The sequence below is a fragment of the Okeania sp. SIO2C9 genome (assembly GCF_010672455.1).
GTDB lineage: Bacteria > Cyanobacteriota > Cyanobacteriia > Cyanobacteriales > Microcoleaceae > Okeania.
In genome coordinates this window covers 26,904-51,639 of sequence record NZ_JAAHGO010000066.1, presented here as the reverse complement: position 1 = coordinate 51,639, position 24,736 = coordinate 26,904, and the positions used below count along the sequence as shown (strand labels likewise).

The window sequence follows — 24,736 nt, the reverse complement described above, 5'->3', positions numbered from 1 at the left end:
TCTATCTCACCTTTAGTAACCTCTAACTCCCAGTCACCACCCAAAGCAGCACTACCTGTTGGTCTAGCAGAAGCCGCAATATTTGCCCCTGTTAACTGATGTAGCTTTTCCAAAAATTCTGTACCTGTATCGGAAGCAGCGACATTACAACCATAGAGTAATATATTAGTAACTGACCAAGTTTCTAAATCTTCGGCATAACTATGATTAATACTATCAATATTTAATTGGCTATTACCAAACTGTAAACAACCTGGTGAACCATGAGAAACTATATGAACAGTTTTGACTTCCTGGTTACGAACTAATGTTTCTGTAATTTGTTGGATACCGTCGCGGTATGTATCCAGAATTACAATTTTAATATTGGGATTTGTTCCACGAACAAGAATTTGATAGTCTTCTACAGTGGGCTCTATAAATAGAATAGATTTAGTCATCCCTAACAATTTTGAATTCATATATCTTCCTCTATTTTAAATGTTTTTATAAAAGTATTTAATATTTAATCCGTTTCCTTTAACCTTCTTTAGGCTAACTGTTTTATAGCTAAAATGGCAAGCTTTTCTTAGAAAAAATTATAATATAAGTCAAATTGCTAACGTATATTTACTGGCATTTGTTTTGAATAAAAAATCAGGAATTGGTAATTACTTAAGTGTATTATTGGGACTCAATAAATATACTTAAAATCCCAATAATATCTATAAATAAGAACATCATTAATATTCAAATATTAATTATTCATATTGACTTAATGCACAATATGTTATAGCTATAATTATACTCAGAATAATTAGGAGACGATGATGGAGAAGCGAAAATTAGGTAACTCTGAAATTGAAATTACCCCAATCATTATGGGTACATGGCAAGCTGGAAAAAAGATGTGGGTTGGAATTGAAGATTCTGAAACTATCAAAGGAATAAGAGCTGCTGTTGATGCAGGTATCACCACAATTGATACTGCTGAAATTTATGGAGATGGTTACTCAGAACGAATAGTTGCTCAAGCAGTAGGAGATGTTCGAGAAAAAGTAATTTTAGCGACTAAAGTTTTTCCCAATCATCTCAAATATGACCAAGTAATAGAAGCTTGCGATCGCTCCCTCAAAAACCTGAAAACTGATTATATTGACCTCTATCAAATTCACTGGCCGTCTGGTGCATTTAATAGTGAAATTGTACCAATTGCAGAAACAATGAACGCCCTAAATAAACTCAAAGAGCAGGGTAAAATTCGAGCAATTGGTGTGTCTAATTTTTCTCGCGAACAAACAGCAGAAGCAGCTCAATATGGTCAGATTGATAGTACCCAACCACCCTATTCTTTATTCTGGCGAAAAATAGAAAAAGAAGAAATGCCTTACTGTGTTGAAAAGAATATTTCTATTATTGCTTATTCTTCATTAGCACAGGGTTTATTAACAGGCAAATTCGGACCAGACCACAAATTTGCAGAAGGCGATCATCGTGCTAAAAATAGACTATTTTATATCAAAGAAAACTACGAACGAGTGCAAACCGCTTTAGCAAAACTGCGTCCTATTGCGGAAAGTAAACAATGCAGTCTAGCTCAACTAGCGATCGCCTGGTTAATTGCTCAACCCCAGACAAATGCTATCGTTGGAGCAAGAAATGCTGAACAAGCTACTGCTAATGCTAAAGCTGGAGATGTTAAATTATCTGAGGATGACCTAGCAAAAATTGATGCGATCGGACGGATAGTCACAGATCCTTTAGACGATCGCCCCGTCATGTGGGATTTTTGAAGCAGGTTGTAGGTCTTAGGTATAGTTCAACAATTAATAATTAATAATTACCTCTCCTTGAAAAGAAGAGGATTGATTCAAGAGTTGTTGGGAGAGATCGGGAGGTGGGGAGGTGGGGAGGTGGGGAGATCGGGAGGTGGGGAGTGTGGATAGAATTATATAGCAAGGAACGAGTTGGCGTTTGACTTATGTTGATGATAAACCTGAGACAGAGAAAAGTTTTTGCCACTATTTCCTGTTCCCTCTCCCTCTTTTCTGGAGATGTCAAATAGAGAGACAAATTTTTCAGCTAGAAATTCTGACAAACTTAAAAGTTACCCGTAATGAATAGTTGCAAGATTGTATATCAATAATAGTGGGCATAACCTACCTACCAAGACTATAACTATATTAATTTAATGGGTAATGGTTAAATATTCAAAATTATTACAAATTTGTACAACTGGACTAATATTAGCAATAATCTCTCAAGGATGCACTTCTAACACCTTCTTGAAAACTAGACACGCGCTAGACATTTGCCATCTGGTGAGGTGCAAATGATTTCGTGGCTCACCCGTTTCAATGTGTACTTGCTGTGAAAGTTGATGTTCCGCTCTGAACGAAGTCAGAAGTCAGAAGTCAGAAGTCAGAAGTCAGAAGTTGTTTTTGCAACGGGTATTTGAGCAAACCTCTAAAAAGATTTTGCCATTTCCGGGCGCGATTGCGCAACCCTTAATCAAGTCAGAAGTCAGAAGTTGTTGAGGATACCTTAAGCGGGTTTTCCTCCACTGAAAAAGTTGAGTCCTCCGGATACGATTTAGTTTAATAAAACTAGCAACTCGTCTCCAATGACTCCAATCATATTTGTTGACATCCTCTGGTCTCAACAAACACTGTGGGATTTTTTCTGATAACTTTAACGCTCTACGGCCAATTACTAAAGCTGCAGCAGTGCCACTACTCAGGCCGTATTTACCCATATAATTAATCATTCCAATTACACTGGTAAAAGCTGGATTAACTTTGATTAATTCCACTCCAAATCTTGTACAACGTGACAATATAGCTTCCCTAAACATTCCCGTAGATAATAGGATCAGCATCTCATTATAAACTTTACTGTCTGAGCTCATCTTGGATTTTTTCTTCGTAAAATCTAGAGACTCAATGGCAATAGCACATTCAAAAAATTTGGCTAATTTGACAACTTGACAAACAATATTTCTCATGGATGCAAGGCGATTGTCCTGTAGTTTGATTTTTCCATTTATACGGGATTTCTTTTAAATATTCAATATTTCCATCCCACTTCACATAAGTAACTGAAATTGATTCTGCATTAAAGTCAATACCTATACAACCATTTTTTCTTGTATGAACTACTGGTATTTCTTGTACATAAGTAGAAAGATGTATATACCAATTGTCTTGTTTATGTTCTCTACGAAAAACCTGAATTGTGACTGGTTTGAAATTGTTTATGGCATAATCTAAATCTTTGACTCTATATCTGCCATTCCTATCTGAAACACTAAATTATAACTGTATTTTCTTACCATATTTATCCTGTAATGCTCTAGATTGAATCACTTTAACTCAAGGTTAGCAGAGCTTGTCTAAGGGTGTAAATAATATTTGCTATAGCTTTGACCTTTTCTCAAGTTTTGGCACAGGTTCCTAATTTTTCTACCTATTTGCTATTTGCAATTGTGTCATATCCTAGACATTTTGTAGATGTTTGTCTAGGATAGACTATATTTTTTGTGTTAGCAAACAACAGCAGAGAACAGCTCATCTGGCAATAGCAGTGCAACCTGATGAAAAAAAATCTAGAAACTTTGAACAGGGGGTATGGGGGAAGAGCAGGGAGAATAGGAAAACTTGATTTTAGCAAACATTGAGCTATTTCAAATTCAATCCTAAAATGTGGCAAAGTATTGACAGGGCCACATTTTTATCTCTTCTTTACTCAAGTCAAAGACTCTAAGTAATCCTGCACCTGACTACGACGCTTGGGTTGGCGCAGTTTCTGTAGAGCTTTTGCTTCAATTTGACGGACTCGTTCCCGAGATAGTTTCAAAGAACGACCAATTTCTGATAAAGAGTAAGGATTACCATCTCCTAAACCATAACGCATTGAAATTACAGACTTTTCTCTTTGAGTTAAATCTTCTAGTAGTCCTTTTAATGCTTGTACTAAAGATTCTCGCATCAACATTTCTTCTGGAGAAGCATCTTCAGTTTCTAGGAGTTCTCCTAACTCAGTATCCTTATCACTACCTACTTTTGTTTCAAGAGAAATTGAACGTGGAACTTTCAGTAAAACTTCTCTTACTTGAACTGGTGTCATATTTAGTTCTTGGGCAATGTCCTCAAGTTTTGCTATACGTCCTTTTTCTTGAGAAATTTTACGTTGCGCTTTTTTAATTTTGTTTAACTTTTCAGTAATATGGACAGGTAAGCGAATTGTACGACTTTGAGTAGCGATCGCTCTTGTTATCCCCTGACGAATCCACCAGTAAGCATAAGTACTAAATCTATACCCTCGTCTTGGGTCAAATTTCTCAACTGCTCTTTCTAGACCCAAAGTTCCTTCTTGGATTAAATCTAAAAGCTCTAGGCCACGATTCTGGTACTTTTTCGCTACTGACACCACTAAACGCAAGTTAGCATTAATCATGTGGTCTTTGGCTTTAATACCATCACTTTGAGCTTGCTCCAGTTCTTTGACAGTTAAACCTGCTAATTCTGCCCAACGAAGTTTTCCGGCAGTCAGAGCAGGTTTTAGTTCTACTACAGGTATATCTGCTGCTTTTGCCCACCGTTCCAAAGAGGGCCTATGTCCTAACTGAGCTGTCAGACGATTACGAATCTCAATCAACTGAACATAACACTGAATTACGCCTTCTTCTTCTTTAGCTGATTCATTGAGTAACTCCCATAACTCTACATAGCGCTTGACTTTTTGAGCTTCAGAGACTTCTTGATCTCTTTCTAGTAAGTCAACTCGACCAATTTCTTGGAGATACAAACGTACTAAATCAGTTGTGCCACGACTAGTGCTTTTCTGAGCATTATCTGTTTCTCCATTCTCCATTTCTAGCTCATTGGTTTCTGGTCGATCAGTGATTTGCTCTATTTCTTCAGAAATTTTAGTCTGCAAATTATCATCTTGCAGTTGTTCTTCAGATTCTTCAGTGTAAGGATAGGTAGCTGACATAACGATCATCTCAGTTGCTCCAAGTGACAAAAGGCTGTACTTAGTGGACAGTCTATGGATAAAATGCCTTATTCTGAGGAATATTGGCATTTGCTCTAGATTTTGTTTCCTGATGAGTATTAACAATTATAGACTGAATAAACTTAAGGAATCGCTTATATTAAATATTACGTTAAATATATTAGTGATGACCTTAAGAGTACATTTGCCTGTGTGTTTTTGCTCCAGGTAACTTCTCTAGGCTTGATTTTTAGTATACGGAGACTTCTGCTATAGAAAGGTGACTATAGTCAGAAGTTATATTAATATTCATCACTATTACTGGTTGTTTCCGATCACTTCGGGAAGTTTCTGATTTTGGAAGTTAAATTCTTATAGATCGTTATTTTGATTTTTTGCTGGTTACATTTTACTCTTGACTCAGCTTAATCTTTATAAAGCTTGTAACTTAATTTATGTGTAGTGTTCTCAATATAGTTACTAATCAATTTCTAGCTATTAAGTTATTTCAGACACAATAATAGGCGATCGGTATCACATTTTAGCAGTGATCATTTTTGCTATCAGGGGTGATGGGTGATGTACTTTGGAAGTGACTATCGCTTTCCTGAGTAGCAAAAATGAGGCAAAATCTAAAGTCTACTTCTTACTTTTAGCCTTTGGATGATTTTTCATTAATTCTTTTACTTGTTCAGCATGATATGAGCTACGAGTCAAGGGGGAAGCAACAACTTGTAAAAAACCCAATGAATAGCCTATTTTTCTCCATCTATCAAACTGTTCTGGTTTGACAAAATTAGATACTGGTAGGTGCTTAGGACTTGGTTGCAAGTATTGTCCAATAGTTAAAATGTCGCAGTCAACACTCCGTAAGTCCTCCATTACTGTTTGGACTTCTGCTTCAGTTTCTCCCAGACCTACCATAATACCAGATTTTGTGTATACTTCTGGGGCAAATTCTCGCGATCGCCTGAAAAGTTCCAATGTACGATGATAGTCACCTTGAGGCCGAACTCTACGATACAGTCGCTTAACTGTTTCGGTATTATGATTAAGTACTTCTGGCTTTGTTTGAAGAATTATTTCCAGAGCTTGCCAATTACCACACAAGTCTGGTATTAGGACTTCTATACTTGTTTGAGGTGAAGTTTCTCTAACTTGGGAAATACATTTAGCAAATTGAGTAGCGCCCCCATCTTTCAAGTCATCTCTATTAACAGAGGTAATAACTACATGATTGAGCTTTAATCTTTTTACTGCTTCTGCAAGTCGCTCTGGTTCAGTCGTATCTAGAGGCTGAGGCTTTTTCTCAAAATCTATATCACAGTAGGGGCAAGCACGGGTACAAGCAGGTCCCATAATTAGGAAAGTTGCTGTACCAGCATTAAAACACTCACCTATATTTGGACAGGAAGCCTCTTCGCAGACAGTATTGAGGTTCAAGTCTCGCAAAATTTCCTTGACATTACCAACTCTTTGCCATTGAGGGGCTTTTACTCGTAACCAGTTCGGTTTAACTACCACTTCTTTCTCTGCTGTGATTTTTACCTTAAGTTTAGCTTAACAAATGTAGGATAATAGCCACAAGAGGTTTAAGTAAATTTTTCGCTAAATTCCTGAGTTTAGGAAGTAGCGAAAGATTAACAATTAAGTTCATATAAGTTCATACATACAAACAGATATAAATAAGTCAAAAGTCAAAAGTCAAAAGTCAAAAGTAAGAAAATAAGAAGCCAAAAGTTAAGAAGTAAGAAGTAAGAAGTAAATTATAGTGGTCAATAGGAGTCAAGGATTCAGTAAGTATTTATGTTTAATATTTGACTGATAATTTGACTTTTGATGGAGGTAAATGAAGATAGTTTATATAGATAAATACTTAAGTTTGCTACGGATTTTATACTGATTTTCATGTTACAAATTGAAGTGCGGAATGTGGGCACTAACAAAAATATTTATTGATTATTAATTATTTTAAGTTTGGTTAATTAAAGGTTAATAATTAGGGCTTGCTGATTAAATATCAAGGCATTTACAGATAAAGGTTTTAGCCTTTTTAGGGTCGAATTGCAGTGCGTCTGTTTAAGTTGAAAACGCTCAAAAAGCTAATATTTTGGGCTGACTATGGCAGAACAATCTTGGGACAATTCTTACTCCTACCTCCTTGCTCATTCCCAGTTCTCCCCTCCTGGGAGGGGTTAGGGGTGGGTTGTCTCCTGTCTCCTGTCTCCTGTCTCCTGTCTCCTACCCCTACTAAAAGACTTTTTCAGCAAACCTTAATTATTTTCCAACAAGTACAAATTTCAATATAAATATGATTGCTAATATCCACATAGGAAAAGTAGTTTCATGTACTTTTCTTTGGAATGTTTTCAGGAGAGGATAAATAATTAGACCCATAGCTAATCCATCGGCAATTGAGTAACTTAAAGGCATGATTATAATTGTTAAAAATGCTGAAATAGATTGGGCTGGATCTTCCCAATTAATATTACGAACACTACTCATCATTAATACTCCTACAATTAATAATGCTGGTGCAGTTGCAAAGGAAGGAATTGCTGATAATAAGGGAATAAAAAATATAGATAAAATGAATAAAAGTGCTGTAATAACTGCGGTGAATCCACTGCGTCCTCCTTCGGAAATACCTGAAGCGGATTCAATATAAGTTGTGACTGTGGAAGTTCCCATTACTGCTCCAAATGTTGTACCAATTGCATCTGCCATAAATGCTTTTTTTAAGTTTAATGATTTTCCTGTTTGATTAAAATAACCTGTTTTTATTCCTAATCCTGTTAAAGTTCCTACTGTGTCAAATAAATCTACAAATATTAAAACAAAAATGATGGTAATTAGCTCCCATATGTTAGTTTTTATGATACTTTCTAAGCCAAGAAATGCTTGACCAAATAAGTGTGTTGGTAATTCAGGAAACCTGACAATTCCTTGAGGTAAAGGTGCAATTCCTAATATCCAGCTTAGTAAGGCGGTTGCTAAGATTCCCCATAATAATGCTCCAGTAATCCTGCGAGCTATGAATCCAGAAGTAATAATAATTCCAGCGATCGCTACTAATGTTTCTGGTTGATTTAGATTCCCTAAACTTGTAGTTGTAGTTTCATTAGAGACAATAATTTTGGTGTTTATTAGAGCTATGTAAGCAATAAATAAACCAATACCAACTGTTGTCGCTTGTTTAATACATTCAGGAATAGCATTAACTATTTGATTGCGAATTTTACTAATAGTTAAACCAATAAAAATTAAGCCTTCTATCAACACAGCAGCCAAGGCAATTTGCCAAGAAATTCCTAACTTCAACACTACTGAAAAAGTAAAATAAGCGTTTAATCCCATGCCTGGTGCTAAGGCAAATGGATAATTACCATATATTCCCATAATTAGAGTAGCAAATGCTGCTGATACTGCTGTAGCTATTACTAATTCTCCAAATAAATCGCCGGAGCTCTGCAAAAAAATTGCTTTAGATAATATGTCAGGATTTACTACTAAAATATATGCCATCGTCACAAAGGTAGTTATTCCTGCTATTGTCTCTGTGCGAAAGTTAGTTTTGAGCTGGTTAAATTTAAAAAATTTAGCAATAATTCCTAATTTATTTAACTGGCCATTTCCTGGTGTCATGTTGCTACCTAACAATTGAGAATTTGGCTAGATAAAATATCTTTATTTGTATCTTTTGTCAAGTCAAAAAAAAGTTTTTTTCTACAATTATAAATACCGTTTCTATTAACTGAGAATACTTTAATAGATAACTGTTTCAGTATTTTGCAAAAAGTATTATACATACACTATATTTAGCAATTTTTAGCAATTTTTGATTGATTTTTGCAAAAATACATAAATCTTCGCTTCATTCTCATTACTTTTTCAAATTTTATCTTTCATCATAAAAAAATTGATTTTGTTAAAACCATGCTGTATAATTATTTATATATTTATAATTTATTTAGAATTGTTGCAACAATTTTTTGTCGATAGATTCTAAGCATTAGTAAGCCTTCGTTAACGAAGTCAGAATTCAGATATGGGAGCTATCAGATTGGTAAGGTACAGAAGTTATTTTTGTAACGGAGATTTTGATCAACCTTCCAAAAAAATTTCGCCTTAAAAGGGGAAGTTTTAGACCAAATTATTTTGATAAATCAGTAATTTTTTTTGATTTTTTTTCACATTCCTTGCTATGGAAATTGTTTTTTTTAATTCATCGATCAAAAAAAATATTGAATTATAGGTTGCTTTAAGAAGGCTTATGCAAAATAAGATTTTCCTGTAACTTCTAACGCATCAGCGTTGCAGATCAAAGCAATTTGAAACTTATAGGGTGCATCACAGATTCTTAAGTCCTATTTGATTTTCATAGCTAAAAATTTCAAATGAATAAAGAACTAAAACCTCTTTAGTATCTCTAGAAAATAGGACTAAGATGTAATTTTTTTCTGGCCTATACAAAATTTAAAGGTAAATTTAACATGACAAGTCAACTGAAATTACTACCCCAAAATTCAGCAAAAAAATCTACAACTTTCTCTTTAATAGCATTATTAATAGGATTATTAGCTGTATCCTTAGCCGCAATTTTTATTAGATTAAGCGAACGAGAATTAGGACCTGCTAGTACAGTATTAGATCGTTTTATTATCTCTGGTTTTGTCTTGTGGTTTTGGAGTAATTTCCAAGCTCAAAAAAATCAATCATCAACTAATAAAAATGAACAATATTCAACTTATACATTTAGTGAGTGGATTTGGCTATTAGCTGGTGGTGTTACTTTTGCTCCTAGTTTACTTCTTTGGGCATGGTCTTTAACCCAAACTAATGTCGCAAACTCAACTATACTTCATAACATGATTCCCATTTTTACTGCTCTGGGAGGATGGATATTTTTAAGTCTTCGTTTTGACCGTAGATTTTTAATAGGAATGGGAATAGCTATAGTAGGAGCAATTACCATTGGAGCAGATGATATACAAGTAGATTTAGAACATTTTACTGGTGACTTAGCAGCATTTGCATCTGCAATTTTATTTGGTGCTTACTACTTATTAATTGAAAAACTTCGCTCCAAATTTTCTGCAACAACTATCTTATTTTGGACTTGTATAAGCGGTAGTTTATTTACTCTTCCTATTGCTTTGTTCACGGAAGATCATATTTTGCCTTTTTCTTGGGAGGGATGGTTATCAATTATTGGTTTAGCAGTAATTGCCCAAGTTTTAGGTCATGGGTTTGTTACTTATAGTCTCAAAACTTTTTCTTCTGGTTTTGTTGCTTTATGCTTTTTATTGGAACCTGTAATTACTGCTTTAATTGCTTGGGGATTATTCTCGGAACAACTTACTATAATTAGTTGGCTAGGATTTTCTATCGTATTGTTAGGATTATATTTAGCTCAATCAAGTCCTTCAATTCAAAAAGCTAGTAATTGAAATAGCACTCAGCAGTCAGCGTTCAGCTATCAGCTTTTCAAGGTGCTTCATTAATGGATAATTGATAATTACCTCTGGTTAAAACCGAGATGATTGAATATAAGGAAATATTATTTTTTCTCTTGTCTTGGTCGATTGGATATGTCTCCGAGACTTCGCCATCCCGCCCTTCGGGAAGCTGCGCTTTTTCCGTTTGTCATGCTACACAAACATGTCGGCGACAATCGTTAACGTAGTTATGCGCCAGCAAAACGCCATTCCTCGACCGCTTTTTTCCCTTAAAAGGGAAGGCTTTAAACCGGAATTATTTAATTCTTAATTATTCGGTAATAAGGGATTTAAATTCCTATTAACATAGACTAATAATTTTTCAAATTATAGTGTATAACAGCTCTAAACCTTTGGATTTTTAACTGATAGCTTATGGCTGATAGCTGTTTGCGTTTGCGTAGTATCCCGTAGGGAAGCAGTCTGTAGGAAATGCTTACGATTTATAGTACATCAATAATTGATAAATAAATAATTTGTGATTTTAACTAATTAGAGCTTGCTGATTAAATATCAAAGTATTGACTGATATTTGTTTGAGGCAATTTATGTCTGGAAAAAGTATAACTTTTCAGCAAGCTATGTTTAAAAAAGCGAGCATTTTCGGGTAGCAAAAGCCGAAAAATTACTCTTACTATTTTTTTTGCCACTGACTCTGTAATTCCCATTTATTCTAAGTCCTAACTACTCCCTTTTTCCCCTCCACCGGAGGGGTTAGGGGTGGGTCCCTACAAAGAGCAAAAAGACTTTTTCAGCAAACCCTAATTAAATTAATCCCACTTTTAAATAAATCTTCAATAGTTTGTTTATCTCTGAGAATAACTCCTAGTTCATCTCTATATGTTAAATGGGGGTCTGCTCTAAATGATAAAAAGTTAAAGCTGGTTACTATGGCAAATTTATCATCACAAATAATTTGTTTACGATGAGTATTTTTAGTTTTGTCAAATTGGAGATTTTTGTAATTTGCTTTTAAATTCCCTAATTGTTTAATCGACTTATCATCATTTTGAACTTTTGAACCTTTAATTCCATAGATTATATAAACTTGAACTTTTCGTTTTAAGGTATCTTTTAAAGTTGATATAAATTTTTCATCTACTACATTTGCTTTAATCCAAGGTGAAATTATCATTAGTCTATTTTTTGCTTCTTTTGAAGCTTTAAGTAAATATTCACGAATTTGATAAGTATGAATTACTTCTGATATTCTGGTTTTGTTTTGGACTTGCTTGAGTTCTTTCTGAAGCTTTTGTTTTTCTTGTTTGACTGAATTATTTTTAGTTTCAACAAAATGATCGGGGTCATTGAGAGAACTAATTTTTGTAGTTAATTTTTCTACAGTTTGAATATCATCATCTTTAATACTAAAAATAACCTCATTACCTAAACTTTCTGGTAGTTGATCCTGTTCCATTTGTTGAAAAATTGGCTCCAGTATTTTTTTTCCTTCAGCATACAATTCTTCTATAGTATTCCGATATTCTACTTGGATAGAACCTCTAGAAAAAATCTCATATTCAATTTCGCGATCGCCAGGATTATTTTTATACAAAACTAGCAAAAGTTCATGCCATTGAGGATATATTTTTTCTATGTTATTAACTTGTACTAATTCTATGAGATTAGGATGATTAGGAACGGATTTTTGTAGAAGTTTTTCAATATCTGGATAGTAATCAACTAAATCTTCTATATGACTTTTCTTTGGTTTTTTGATGATTTTATTTATGGCACTATTTTTATGAATTTTACTGTCAAAATTTTCCGAGGAGAAAGAGTTTGTCAGTTTTCCATTTAGAGTGTCTAGATAAAATGTCTGAGTTTCAGAAATAGGTGCTAAAACTGTTTGTTGTTCTAAAGCATCTAAACCTACTGTTGTTAACTCTAAATTTTCTTCTTTTTTGACTAAATCTCTGGAAATTAATTCTGATAATACTTTTTCTATTTGATAACTTTCCATACCAAGAAAACTAGAAATTTCTTTTGGTTTTACCAACCCATTAGTAATAGATTTCAATACAAATTCTTCTAGTAATTTTAATTCTCTATTCGTCAAATAAGTTAAGTCAAGACGTAAGACATAGAAAGGATAACCAACTGGTTTAGAATCAAGCACTATTGCTTCAGGAAGTGAATGATATTTTCTAATCTTATTTTCAAAGTCTTTAATTTCGTTCTCCATCATTAAGTTCCTCAAATAAATTTTTACAGCTTTTTATTTATTCTAGAGCTTTAGTCTCTAAACCCTTTTCAAAAGTTAGTTGCTATGATTTTCTTAATAGCTACATTCAAATTCTCATTTTCTCAAGCGCGTAACTTCCGCATCAAAGGTTCCATAAATTTCTCCTCAATAGAAAATACCTCAAATTCTCATTTTCTCAAGCGCATAACTTCCGCTTCAAAGGTTCCATAAATTCCTCCCCAATAGAAAATCCCTCAAATTCTCATTTTCTGTAGCGCATAACTTCCGCTTCAAAGGTTTCCATATATCACTCCTCCATAGAAAACACCTCAAATTCTCATTTTCTGTAGCGCATAACTTCCGCTTCAAAGGTTCCATAAATTCCTCCTTAATAGAAAAATACCTCAAATTCTCATTTTCTCAAGCGCATAACTTCCGCATCAAAGGTTTCATACATTCCTCCTCAATAGAAAATACCTCAAAATCTCATTTTATTAAGCGCATAACTTCCGCATCAAAGGTTCCATACATTCCTCCTCAATAGAAAAATACCTCACCCAATCATTTTATGGAGCACATAACTTCCTCCTTAATAGAAAAATACCTCAAATTCTCATTTTCTCAAGCACATAACTTCCGCTTCAAAGGTTTCCATAAATTCCTCCTCAATAGAAAATACCTCAAAATCTCATTTTATTAAGCGCCTAACTTCCGCATCAAATCTTTCCATATATCACTCCTCAATAGAAAATACCTCAAAATCTCATTTTATTAAGCGCCTAACTTCCGCATCAAAGGTTTCATACATTCCTCCTCAATAGAAAATACCTCAAAACCTCATTTTATTAAGCTCCTAACTTCCGCATCAAAGTTTCCATACATTCCTCCTCAATAGAAAACACCTCAAATTCTCATTTTATGGAGCGCATAACTTCCGCATCAAAGGTTTCCATAAATTCCTTCTCCATAAAAAACACCTCAAATTCTCATTTTCTCAAGCGCATAACTTCCGCATCAAAGGTTCCATAAATTCCTCCTCAATAGAAAACACCTCAAATTCTCATTTTATGGAGCGCATAATTTCCGAATCAAATATTTCCATAATTCCTCCTCCATAAAAAACACCTCATCAAATCATTTTATGGAGCGCATAACTTCCGAATCAAAGGTTTCCATAATTCCTTCTCCATAGAAAAACACCTCAAATTCTCATTTTCTCAAGCGCATAACTTCCGCTTCAAAGGTTTCCATAATTCCTTCTTAATAGAAAAATACCTCAAATTCTCATTTTATGGAGCGCATAACTTCCGCTTCAAAGGTTTCCATAAATTCCTCCTCAATAGAAAATACCTCAAATTCTCATTTTATGGAGCGCATAACTTCCGCTTCAAAGGTTTCCATAAATTCCTCCTCAATAGAAAATACCTCAAATTCTCATTTTCTCAAGCGTATAACTTCCGCTTCAAAGGTTTCCATAATTCCTTCTCAATAGAAAATACCTCAAATTCTCATTTTCTCAAGCGTATAACTTCCGCTTCAAAGGTTTCCATAATTCCTTCTCAATAGAAAATACCTCAAATTCTCATTTTATGTAGCGCATAACTTCCGCATCAAAGGTTTCCATAAATTCCTCCTCAATAGAAAATACCTCAAATTCTCATTTTCTCAAGCGCATAACTTCCGCATCAAAGGTTTCCATTCTCCCCCAAATTTTGATACTATAGTATTTAGATTGAGTCGTTCGTATATACTTATGACTTTTTATTCAACTTAAAATAGTATAGTTTTGAGCGCGATAGAACTCCATTCCGCTCCGCGATCGCTAAGGTTGTAGAAAGGAAAATCTTTTACAGCTTTTTAGAGGTTAATTGTAATAATTTTATTAATAACTCCATTTTTCCGAATTTTTCCAAATTTTCATCTGTAGGAGTTTGGTCTCTAAACCCCTCTTAAGAGTTCGTTGTAATAAAGAGTATTTCATCATATAAATTTACCAGACTCAAGTCGAGAGCAAACTTTACTACTATCAATATATTCAATTAAATCTTTAAATTGATTAGGAATATTACGAGGAGTCTTTCCTTCATAAGCCATATTATCATTGCCTACTATAATTAATAATTGCCTTGCACGAGATAAAGCAACATTTAATCTGCGATAGTCCGAAGTAAAACCCAATATTTTCTTAGAATTACTCCGAACTAAATCATAAATAATAATATCTTTTTCTCCACCTTGAAAAGCATCAACTGTATGAATAACAATATCTAGATTTTTCCACAACTCCTTATTTTTAGGAGCAATAGTCGATTCTAAAATACCAATTTGTGAACGATAAGCAGAAATAACCCCAACCTCTTTTGATAAATTATTCGACTCACAATTTTTTTGAATTTTTGCCAAAACTCCCTTAATAACTTTAGCCTCATAAGCATTACTAAAACTTTTTCCTATTCGTTTTTCTTGAGATTTTTCTTTTGAAACATCGCTAGTAGATATCCAAGAAATATTGTGATTAAATTCTCTCAAACCGTGTTTTTTTTCCTTAACATGAACAAACTGACTAGAAACCCGACTTTCGTAAAATAATGTACTAACCAAATCACCAATATTTGGGTGCATTCTATATTGATTAGTTAGAGTTATCTTATTATTATCTGGCAATTTTTCATAAAGATACTCAAACAAACTTATCTCCAGAATTCTCTTTTCAATATGTTGTTCATTCCACGCTTTTTCCTGAACTTCTCTATCGATAATTGGCGGTAACTGTTGATGGTCTCCCACTAAAATAATTTTCTTACCTTTCGACATTGGCACAAAACTTTCCGGTGCAGTAGAGCGAGCAGCTTCATCAATTATTACCCAATCAAAATTACGGTCTTTAAATCTCGCGACCCCTAAACAAGTTGCCCCTAAAACATTTATTTCATCTATAAATATAGACATCAAATCTTGTTGTTTTCTCCGTAATTTTTCATTCCATTCTTTATTTAACTTCTGTAAAATGAAAGGAGATGTCTCTTGGACTAAAAAGATAAATTCCCACCTAAAAACTGCTATTAAAGCCATTCCCATATGACTTCTGAGTTCCCCTCCTGGAAGGGGTGAGGAGTGGGTTGACTCCTAAGAAATATCCTAGCTATTTGTAGCAAACATTTATCAATTTGATATTAGATTTTCAGTGCTATACTAATTTGGAAAAAAATATTACGAATAATCAGGGCAGGGCGAATTGCCATTCGCCCCTACTTTACAGGAATGGCAAATATTACTTATTAATAATTAATTATTACTTATTAATTATTCAACCGTATTTCCATGAATAGGTAATTAAAGAAACAAAATTTTAAATATAGTAGTCGAAGGAAAAATTAGAAGATATTAAAAACCTAAAACTCAGACAACTCAAGATTTTTTATTCTTCCTTCTTCCTTCTTCCTTCAGCTATATGTTTGAAACAGGCGATCGCCACTTTAGCATTTTCAATCTAAATCACCTTTAAATGCCTGGTGAATGGCTATTATTTCAATCACCTTTAACTTAAAATTTAATTACAACTCATAACGTAAGCATTCAGCAGTCAGCTATTAGCTATCATCAATAGCTGATAGGAGGAGTTCAACAATGAATAATGAATAATGAATAATGAATAATGAATAATGAATAATGAATAATTACCTCTCCTTGAAAAGAAGAGGATTGACTAATAATGAAAATTTTTTTTTATTATCCCTTTAAAAGGGGAGGCGCATACCCACAATTTTTCGGTAAAAGCAATTGAGAAATTTGGATAGAATTAAAACTTACTGTCAAATTATGCTTTTTCATGATTATATGGAATTATTCATTATTTGCGCTCTAGCTGACTGCTAAGAGCTTAATGCTTACCTGACAACTGATAACTGATAACTGATAACTGATAACTGAAATTACCCTTGATTAACTTCTTCAATAATCCAATGAAAAGTTTCCATTACTTGCTGTAATGCTGCATCATCTTGTAATGTCGATAAACGTAAACTAGGCGCTCTAAATTCTTCTAAATTTCCTGGTAGAGCTAGACCAATCGAACTAAGTTTAGCTCTTAACTCCAACCATTTAGTATTGTTATTAAATGGAGGTTGACAACTATATTTATTCGAGTAAATTTCTAGACGACCTGAAATATCAATACTAAACAACTCCAGACTCTTTTTCCCTGGTTGATTAACTATTGTAGTAAAGCCACCATAAACATCTCCTGTCCCCCACTGAATTGAAACTATAGGTTCTTGGTTTTTAGCCCACTCATGAATTTTTCTCAGTATTGCTGCCTCATCAGCGCCCCATCTAGTTTCAAACTCTTGAAAGAAAGATACTTCGTCCCACCTTCTTCTTTCACGAGTTGTGCTTAATTTTTTCAGTTGTGCTTCAGTTGTTTGACCAATTACTCTTGGAACTAAAGTTCTTAAACCTTCCTGACTAACATACTGTTTAATTTCTAATGCCAAAACTTCTAGTGGGTCTATTTGTTCATTCAGAAATTCTACTACCCTTCGTAATTCTGCCGGAATATTATCTGCCACAAATACTAAACGAATTTTATTTGCTTGTAAATTGGTTTTAACTTTTTGCCAAAACTTTTCTTCATCAGCATCTAAACCCAGAAATTTTTCAAATACTTGTTCTGGATCGCGGCCATGTTCCCGACAGTTGACTTCAAACTGAGCAATAATTGACTCTAGAGGCCAATAAACTCCTACATTAGCAGCATAATCAATCATTTGACCTACTACTTGTTGGCGAATTTCTGCTTTGTAAGCGCCTTTAACTATTACTAATGTCGGAATTGCTTCTTGGTCAAGAAATAAATTAGATAGCGCCCACTGTTGTGTGATATCTTCTTCTGTAGATATTGTTATTTCCCGTGATATTAATAACCATCTTCTGGGAGTAGCTCTGTCTATATCATCTCCCGCAAGTAAGTTAGGATAAGTTTCTACAAATTCTTGTAGTTGATCTTCAGACTCATAAGCTTGTTCTGTCATTTCCACTAGTTGATCGTTGTCACGAATTAAGTAAATACCTCCGCCCATGAATATACCTCTATTTTTAAGTCAAAATTCCCAGTAAAAATCAATATAACTTTTAATTTTTATCTAAAAGTTATTCTCAGTATTGAAAATAGCACAGTTGATTTTTTTATACTATCTAATTTTTCTTTATAACTTTCTTGAAAATGTAAATTTTGATATTTATAGCAGAAGGAAGAAGAAAGAAGGAAGAATTCATTAATGGATAATGGATAATTACCTCTGGTTAAAACCGCTACGGAATTGAATATAAGGAAACATTATTTATTTCTTTTCCCCTTAAAAGGGAAGGCTTTAAACCAGAATTATTTAATTATTAATTAATTAATTATTCGGTAAAAATTTTACCTTATCTGAGTTTTAACCTGTTGATCTTTGCTAACCTTTCTTTTGACTGCTATAGCAGGGAACAGGAAACAGTGGGAAAAGTATTTCTCTGTCTTACTATTCATCATCAATTTATTTCCTAACCAACTCGTTCTTTGCCATATAAAACTAATTTTTAAATTGTCAAAAAATTAATTTTCAACAATTGCCAATCTCTACATTTTTATGAACTAATTATTGATTCATTAATGACTCCTGTAAATACTTTTTCTGCGGGTCCAGTCATATAAACTTTTTGGTCTGTAGTTGACCATTCAATTTCCAAACAACCTCCAGGTAGTTCAACTGTAACTTTGTTTTCGTTTCTTTGAGTTAAAACCCCCGCTACTACTGATGCACAAGCACCCGTGCCACAAGCTAATGTTGCACCAGCGCCTCTTTCCCACACTCGCATTTTCACATAATTTGGGCTAATAACTTGAATAAATTCTGTATTAGTGCGTTCTGGAAATACGGAGTGATGCTCAAATTGAGGACCTACTATTTCTAGAGCTATATCAATAACATTTTCTACAAAAGTTATACAGTGTGGGTTTCCCATATTGACACAGGTAACAGACCAAGACTTTCCAGCCACTTCTACAGTTTGATTGACAATTTTCTCATCACCATTACCTATACCTAGAGTTGTGGGTATTTCCGATGCCAATAGTTTTGGCTGTCCCATATCAACTTTTACTTGGCCATCTGGTTGTAATTCGATTCCGAGCAGACCTGCACCAGTATAAATTTTATATTTAGTTTTATTATCATTATCTATTTCAGCAATAAACTTAGCTAAACATCTAATCCCATTGCCACACATTTCTGACTCTGAACCATCAGAGTTAAATATCCGCATGGTATAATCTGCTTGCTCTTGTCTAGGCAGAGCAAAAATCACACCATTTGCGCCAATACCAAAATTGCGATCGCACAATTTTATCGCCTGTTCTGGTGTTACTATGGGTTGCGGGAGGTGGCGATTATCAATCAAAATAAAATCGTTGCCTAGACCATGATACTTGGTGAATGATACTGTCATTATAATGCTCCAGCAATTAAGTTGAAATTTACTTTTAAATAAAAATTTGACGCGGGAAATATATTGAATAATTATTATGTCTGACTTTGATACCAGTTTACCCAGTGTTCGCCAGATTCAAACTTATATCACAGATAAGAAAGAAGTAGAGCTAAAACTAATTACCAACGACCTCCATGTGGGAAAAGTTTTTTGGCAAGACCCAAATTGTATTTGTCTCTTAGACCAGTATGATTTACCAATTCTAATTTGGCGACAAGCTATTGTTTATCTCAAACCAAAAAACTAATCCTAATTTTTTCATCAAAGTTCTTCTACCTTTTTATTTTAAGTTACAGCACTTTTTAAGATGGTGAGGTAAAGTTCAACATTAATCTCTCTTTCCTACTCCCTACTCCCTACTCCCTGAACTACTAATCCTAATTTTTTCATCAAAGTTCTTCTACCTTTTTATTTTAAGTTACAGCACTTTTTAAGATGGTGAGGTAAAGTTCAACATTAATCCATCTTTCCTACTTCCTACTTCCTACTCCCTGAACCACTACTTTCCAGAATAAATTTTTTACCTCCGGAAAGTTTGAAACTGCTGTAATCAAAAATAGAAAATTCCAAAATGATGTAATTACAAAATTTGTGGCAAAGTCAAATATGGCAAATGACTATTGCTAAATTTCTGTAGTTTCACTAACTGCTGTAGTTAACTTCTGTTTTTTAGGATATTTCTGAGTCTGGGGAATTTTCAGTTGCCTTACTTGACTTAGTTCATGGAAACCACCACATATCAACAACCGATCGCCCACTTGTAACTTCGTATTTCCTCGAGGCCATCGGATAAATTTCCCTTCTCGTCGAATTGCTTGAACTTCTACCCCATATTGACGACGTAAATTTGCCCCAGATATTTTTTTGCCCACATAAGGACTAGACTCAGCTAAAATTAACCATTGACAAGAAGTACTTTCTTTTGGCACAGCAATTTCTCCTTTAGCCAACTTATCGAAACTCTCTAATTCTGAAGGTTCCCCTACCAACAAAAGTTTATCGCCAATATCTAATATAGCTTGACCTTCTGGATAGTCAATTTCCTCTCCTTCCTCTCTACGGATAGCCATTAAGCTGACTCCTGTCAACTGTCTTAAATTAGTTTCCTCTAAACTCATCCCAGTCAGAGGAGAATTTTCTGGTAGGGAGTACCATCTGCTGTTCATATCCTGAATTGCTGCTTTTAACTCGCGAGATATTTCAGGGTCTGGAATTGAAAGACGCAATGCTTGATAATGACTTTGACGAATTTCTTCAATTTCTTTTTGAATATCTTTTGCTGGTATCCCCATCCCAATTAGCAAATGATTAGAAAGCTCCAAACTAGCTTCAAAATTTGGTTCAACTACCTCCCTTGCTCCAAGTTGATAAAGCAACTCTATATCCTTATATCGGTTAGCTTTGACCACAATATCTAAATCTGGGGCAAATTCTAAAGACCGCTTCAGGCAAAGTCTCGTACTCATAGCATCTGGTATAGCGATCGCCATTGCCATTGCCCTGTCTACACCTGCTGCTTCTAAAACGTGTAAGGAGCAAACATTTCCGTAGAAGTACGTAATTCCTTTTTCTCGTAACTTTTGAGCTACTCTTTCAGATTGGTCAATTACCAGATAAGGGACATTATGTTTTTCTAGTTGTTGTGCCAAGTTACGGCCTACCTGTCCATAACCACAGATAATTACATGATTTTGTAGAGGTAAATCTACTGCTATCGCTGTAGAAGGTTCCCCAGTCTGGTAAAGATATTTTTGTAACCAGGGGAAAGTCTCAGCCCAGTTTAACAATTGTGGGACTATTTTCAGGACAAAAGGTGTAATTACTAAAGTTACAGCCGTTGTACCTAATATTAATAAGTATACCCGACGAGAAACTAATCCTAATGTTTGTCCCGCACTAGCAAGCACAAAGGAAAATTCTCCTATTTGGGCTAAACCTAAACCAGTCAGAATTGCTGTTTTCAGAGGATAACCAAAAATTCTGACAATGGGAGTGACAATCAAAAATTTTCCCACTAGAACTAAAAAGACCAAACCCAGAATTATTTCTAGATGACTCCATAAGAAAAATGGGTCGATTAACATCCCGATCGCTACAAAAAACAGAGCTGCAAAAATGTCTCGGATCGGCTCAACATAAGTTAAAGTTTGGTCAGCATACTCTACCTCAGAGATCATCAGACCCGCCACAAAGGCACCCATCTCAATCGAAAAACCCAAGTGTTCAGTGAGGAGAGCTATTCCTAAACATAGGGCCACTACTCCCAATAAAAATAATTCTCGACTCTCAGTTTTTGCTAGAAATCTGAGTAAATATGGTATAATCCATATTCCTGCTGCTATTGCACCCAGGGCAAATAGACCTATTTCCAGAAGCGATCGCCCCACCGTAATACCAATAATTTCTGGTGGCTGATTTAAAGCAGGTAAAACCGCTAACATTAGTCCCAAGGCTAAGTCTTGGACTACTAAAATCCCCAACATTACTTGGCCGTGTGATGTTGAAGCTTCGTTGCGCTCCATCAAGCACTTCAATACAACCGCCGTTGATGATAGGGATAAAATTGCTCCTAAAAATATTCCTTGGGCAGGAGAAGATACCCATCCCACACCTAAAGATACTAATGTTGTGATTAAAATAGTCAGGGCAATTTGTAGTCCACCTCCGCCCAAACTTATAGCTTGAACTTTTTTCAATTCTCCTAGAGAGAATTCCACTCCTAGAGCGAATAGTAAAAAAGCCACCCCTAGTTGAGCTAATGTTTCTACTTGAATCAGTTCTTTAATGAGACCAAATCCTGCTGGTCCCACAATCATCCCACCTACTAGATAACCTAATAACACTGGTTGTCGTAGTAGTGAAGCTAATAGTCCTCCTGTAGCTGCAGCGGCCAGAACTAATACTAAGTCTATGATTAATCGGAAGTCTTCTTGCACAGATTTTTATTAAGTATGACAATATTGTAAAGGTATATTAACTTCAAGATATAATATTTAATGTTTGATTGGTTATGTCTTAAATCCTTAAATAATAATTTATTGACATTTAATCGTTTGAGTGTTAATCATATTAATCCTATTGATTAATCATCAAATAACTTAACTTGAAGAATTAGACATTGATGAATGAGTCTATAATTTTTATATTTTTGATATTTAATTGAATATTGAATTAGATTTATAATTTTCAGCTATCTATACCATGCCAAAAATCAGCAAAGCTAAAAATTAATTACCAAAGCTATGTTTCTTTTGGTGGTAGGTCTTAGGTATAAAAAACACTAATTGATTGGAGTTAAATACCCTAAAAATTTGGAGTTGTACATTATGTAATGATATTGCCAAAAATTTAGTTTAGACTTTGACTAAAAAAAACTAATATTAATATTTACTAGCAATTGATTAATCCAAAATCCTGTTCATTAAAAACATAAAATTCTTTGTTACTGTGCAACGCAAAAAGTTGAATCTAATACCTAAAACCTACAACTTAAAACCTTCTTCAAATAGATTCCTCCTGAGATAAGAGGATATTTTTAATTTGAACCTGCAAATATAATTTAGTCTTTAATTAATTAGAAAAATCTTAACTACAAAAACTAATGTTTTGGTCTATCAAACTTAAACAACTTATCCCTAACTTAATCTTAGCTATAGTTACAACAATATTCATAATATCTAGCCCTGGATTTAGCCAAACTGTACAAATAACTCCTACTAACCCACAACTTGGAGATACTTTATCAGTTGTAATTCAAGAATCCATTGGCGGAGCAACCCCTAAAGTTAATATGGATGGAAAAACTTATCCATTTTTTTCAATTGGAGAAAATAAGTTGAGGGCATTATTACCAACTACTCCTTTAGACCGACCAGGTACACGACAGCTTCAAATTACCACTGAAACAGGTGTACAGAATGTAAATGTAAATCTGCAAGGTCGCTCCTTTCCCACTCAATCTATTTGGTTGCCTCCTGGTAAAGATTCTCTCAAAGGAACAGACTTAGAATTTGACAGAGTGGGAGAATTTAAGAAACTTGTCACTCCAGAGAAATTTTGGAATGGTCCATTTCTTCGACCTAACCAAGGTCCTGTAAGTACAATTTATGGGGTGCGACGGTATTATAATGGAGAATTTGCTGAAAACTATTATCATCGTGGGGTAGATTATGCAGATTATAATGGCTCTCCTGTAGTAGCTCCTGCTGCTGGTCGTGTCGCTCTAGTAGGATTAGAATCTCAGGGCTTTGAAATTCATGGTAATACTGTGGGTATCGATCATGGTCAAGGGGTAACGAGCGTTTTTATCCATTTGAGTCGTATTAATGTTAAAGAAGGTGATTTTGTGAAAGCTGGCCAGTTAATTGGTGCTGTAGGATCTACGGGGGCATCTACAGGTCCTCATCTACATTGGGGACTATATGTATCTGGTCAAGCTGTCGATCCTGTTCCTTGGCGATACAAAGGTATTGAATAAGGCTTTTATAATTAACACATCAAGACTCAGAAATTTTTTTTCCGCCGACTTACTTATATGTGATTTTTAAGTTATGCTCTGAAAAGTAAGGTAATAGTTGATCTTGACTTTGATTAACTTATAATCTTAATCTGATAAATATGTAGAAACCTTATTTGAAAATTATTTTCAGTAAACTTAGAATAAAACTTATGAGTATAGAAAAAATTGTTGAACAAGCTTTACAAGATGGTTATTTAACACCTTCTATGGAAGCAGAGGTAGGACTAATTTGTAACACGGCTTCCGAATTATCAATTGAGGAATATATGGCTCTTGACCGTTTAATGGGAGCTTTATTAACAGGAGAAGTTGTTGTTTTACCTCGTAAACAATTTATTAATGTTATGGAAGAATTAGTACTTTCTGAGGCGATCGCACGAGTGGCAGAAATTGAAGCAACTAGCGACAAAACCCTTGATGTGGGGGATATTGCAGCTTATGCTTTAAATAGACTTCCTCCTCTATATGCTACTACAGAGGAGGGCGCTCAGTTTCAAAGGTCTAAGGCTAAAGATGAACTTCAAAATCTAATTTCTCAGCAGGTAAATGAAGCTATTGTTCGAAACATAGACCGACAACCAATTAACCCTACACCTTTTGGTACTTCTCCTGATGTTGGTTCACAACTTAGTGATTTACTTAAATCTTATGCTCCACAGTATGAACAATAGTACGATTTATCTTTAAATTATTCTTACTAGATAGAATAATAAAGGTTGTTTGTTCTTAGGATAAAAATGATTGTTATAGATTTTTTTTATTTGTATTAGTATTTATGAAGTATTCTAAATTTTTATTTGCTCAATATATAGTTTTTTTAAAATAAAAAATTGATAATCTTATATTATTATTAACCAGTGAACTACATTCTATAAATACTATCTATGGAATAAATAATTTGAGTAGGAGATGTTTTCAAACATCTCCTACTCAAAAAAATTAAGTTGAAATAATAGCAAGAATAATTTTTAACAAGCCAGTAAATAGCACTTAAAAAAATACAGTCAAAATACTAAATATTAAATTATTCAA

The 24,736-nt window shown here is 34.2% G+C and carries 15 protein-coding genes; 5 read left to right on the top strand and 10 right to left on the bottom strand.

Translation table 11 applies throughout. The annotated features are described in order from the left end of the window. Nucleotides 1-440, bottom strand: a 440-nt coding sequence (locus F6K23_RS31525) for a DUF4347 domain-containing protein (protein ID WP_293163402.1), incomplete at its 3' end; no start/stop codon positions are given. Between the two features lie 369 nt (nt 441-809). Here F6K23_RS31525 and F6K23_RS31520 point away from each other — a divergent pair. Beyond that, on the top strand, nt 810-1,772 hold the full coding sequence (locus tag F6K23_RS31520; RefSeq protein ID WP_293163411.1) for an aldo/keto reductase: 963 nt from the start codon (nt 810-812) through the stop codon (nt 1,770-1,772). Between the two features lie 635 nt (nt 1,773-2,407). Here F6K23_RS31520 and F6K23_RS31515 read toward each other — a convergent pair. From F6K23_RS31515 to F6K23_RS31500, 4 genes are all read right to left on the bottom strand, one after another. Next, nucleotides 2,408-2,983, bottom strand: coding sequence for an IS200/IS605 family accessory protein TnpB-related protein (locus F6K23_RS31515; protein ID WP_293163399.1), 576 nt, complete (start codon nt 2,981-2,983; stop codon nt 2,408-2,410). 740 nt (nt 2,984-3,723) lie between these two features. After that, complete coding sequence (gene sigC, locus F6K23_RS31510; RefSeq protein ID WP_293163396.1) at nt 3,724-4,974, bottom strand: RNA polymerase sigma factor SigC; 1,251 nt, start codon at nt 4,972-4,974, stop codon at nt 3,724-3,726. A 639-nt stretch (nt 4,975-5,613) separates the two neighbouring features. Continuing rightward, entirely contained in the window at nt 5,614-6,516 is a 903-nt protein-coding gene (lipA, locus tag F6K23_RS31505; RefSeq protein ID WP_293163408.1) for a lipoyl synthase, read from the bottom strand. 735 nt (nt 6,517-7,251) lie between these two features. Beyond that, a complete protein-coding gene (locus F6K23_RS31500; RefSeq protein WP_293163405.1) occupies nt 7,252-8,619 on the bottom strand; it encodes an NCS2 family permease in 1,368 nt (455 codons plus the stop codon). Nucleotides 8,620-9,467: 848 nt separating this feature from the next. Between F6K23_RS31500 and F6K23_RS31495 the strand changes: the two genes are divergently transcribed. Continuing rightward, nucleotides 9,468-10,424, top strand: coding sequence for a DMT family transporter (locus F6K23_RS31495; protein ID WP_293163393.1), 957 nt, complete (start codon nt 9,468-9,470; stop codon nt 10,422-10,424). 799 nt (nt 10,425-11,223) lie between these two features. Here the strand turns inward: F6K23_RS31495 and F6K23_RS31490 are convergent. From F6K23_RS31490 to dapF, 4 genes are all read right to left on the bottom strand, one after another. After that, nucleotides 11,224-12,660, bottom strand: coding sequence for a phospholipase D-like domain-containing protein (locus F6K23_RS31490; protein ID WP_293163390.1), 1,437 nt, complete (start codon nt 12,658-12,660; stop codon nt 11,224-11,226). 1,977 nt (nt 12,661-14,637) lie between these two features. Further along, nucleotides 14,638-15,729: a DEAD/DEAH box helicase gene (locus F6K23_RS31485; RefSeq protein WP_293163387.1), complete on the bottom strand. Its 1,092-nt coding sequence runs from the start codon at nt 15,727-15,729 to the stop codon at nt 14,638-14,640. Nucleotides 15,730-16,589: 860 nt separating this feature from the next. Continuing rightward, nucleotides 16,590-17,735 carry a hypothetical protein gene (locus tag F6K23_RS31480; protein ID WP_293163384.1) on the bottom strand — a complete coding sequence of 382 codons (1,146 nt, stop codon included), beginning with the start codon at nt 17,733-17,735 and terminating at the stop codon, nt 16,590-16,592. Nucleotides 17,736-18,282: 547 nt separating this feature from the next. Continuing rightward, complete coding sequence (gene dapF / locus F6K23_RS31475) at nt 18,283-19,143, bottom strand: diaminopimelate epimerase (RefSeq protein ID WP_293163381.1); 861 nt, start codon at nt 19,141-19,143, stop codon at nt 18,283-18,285. 76 nt (nt 19,144-19,219) lie between these two features. On the opposite strand from dapF, the gene F6K23_RS31470 reads away from it, so the two are divergent. Further along, entirely contained in the window at nt 19,220-19,432 is a 213-nt protein-coding gene (locus tag F6K23_RS31470) for an RNA-binding protein hfq (protein ID WP_287518525.1), read from the top strand. A gap of 376 nt (nt 19,433-19,808) precedes the next feature. On the opposite strand, the gene F6K23_RS31465 is transcribed toward F6K23_RS31470, so the two are convergent. Then, nucleotides 19,809-22,121, bottom strand: coding sequence for a cation:proton antiporter (locus F6K23_RS31465; RefSeq protein WP_293163375.1), 2,313 nt, complete (start codon nt 22,119-22,121; stop codon nt 19,809-19,811). A gap of 665 nt (nt 22,122-22,786) precedes the next feature. On the opposite strand from F6K23_RS31465, the gene F6K23_RS31460 reads away from it, so the two are divergent. Both F6K23_RS31460 and F6K23_RS31455 read left to right on the top strand, forming a co-directional pair. Further along, nucleotides 22,787-23,662 carry a M23 family metallopeptidase gene (locus tag F6K23_RS31460; protein ID WP_293163372.1) on the top strand — a complete coding sequence of 292 codons (876 nt, stop codon included), beginning with the start codon at nt 22,787-22,789 and terminating at the stop codon, nt 23,660-23,662. Nucleotides 23,663-23,853: 191 nt separating this feature from the next. Continuing rightward, complete coding sequence (locus tag F6K23_RS31455; RefSeq protein WP_293163369.1) at nt 23,854-24,375, top strand: late competence development ComFB family protein; 522 nt, start codon at nt 23,854-23,856, stop codon at nt 24,373-24,375. The last annotated feature ends 361 nt before the right edge of the window (nt 24,376-24,736 follow it).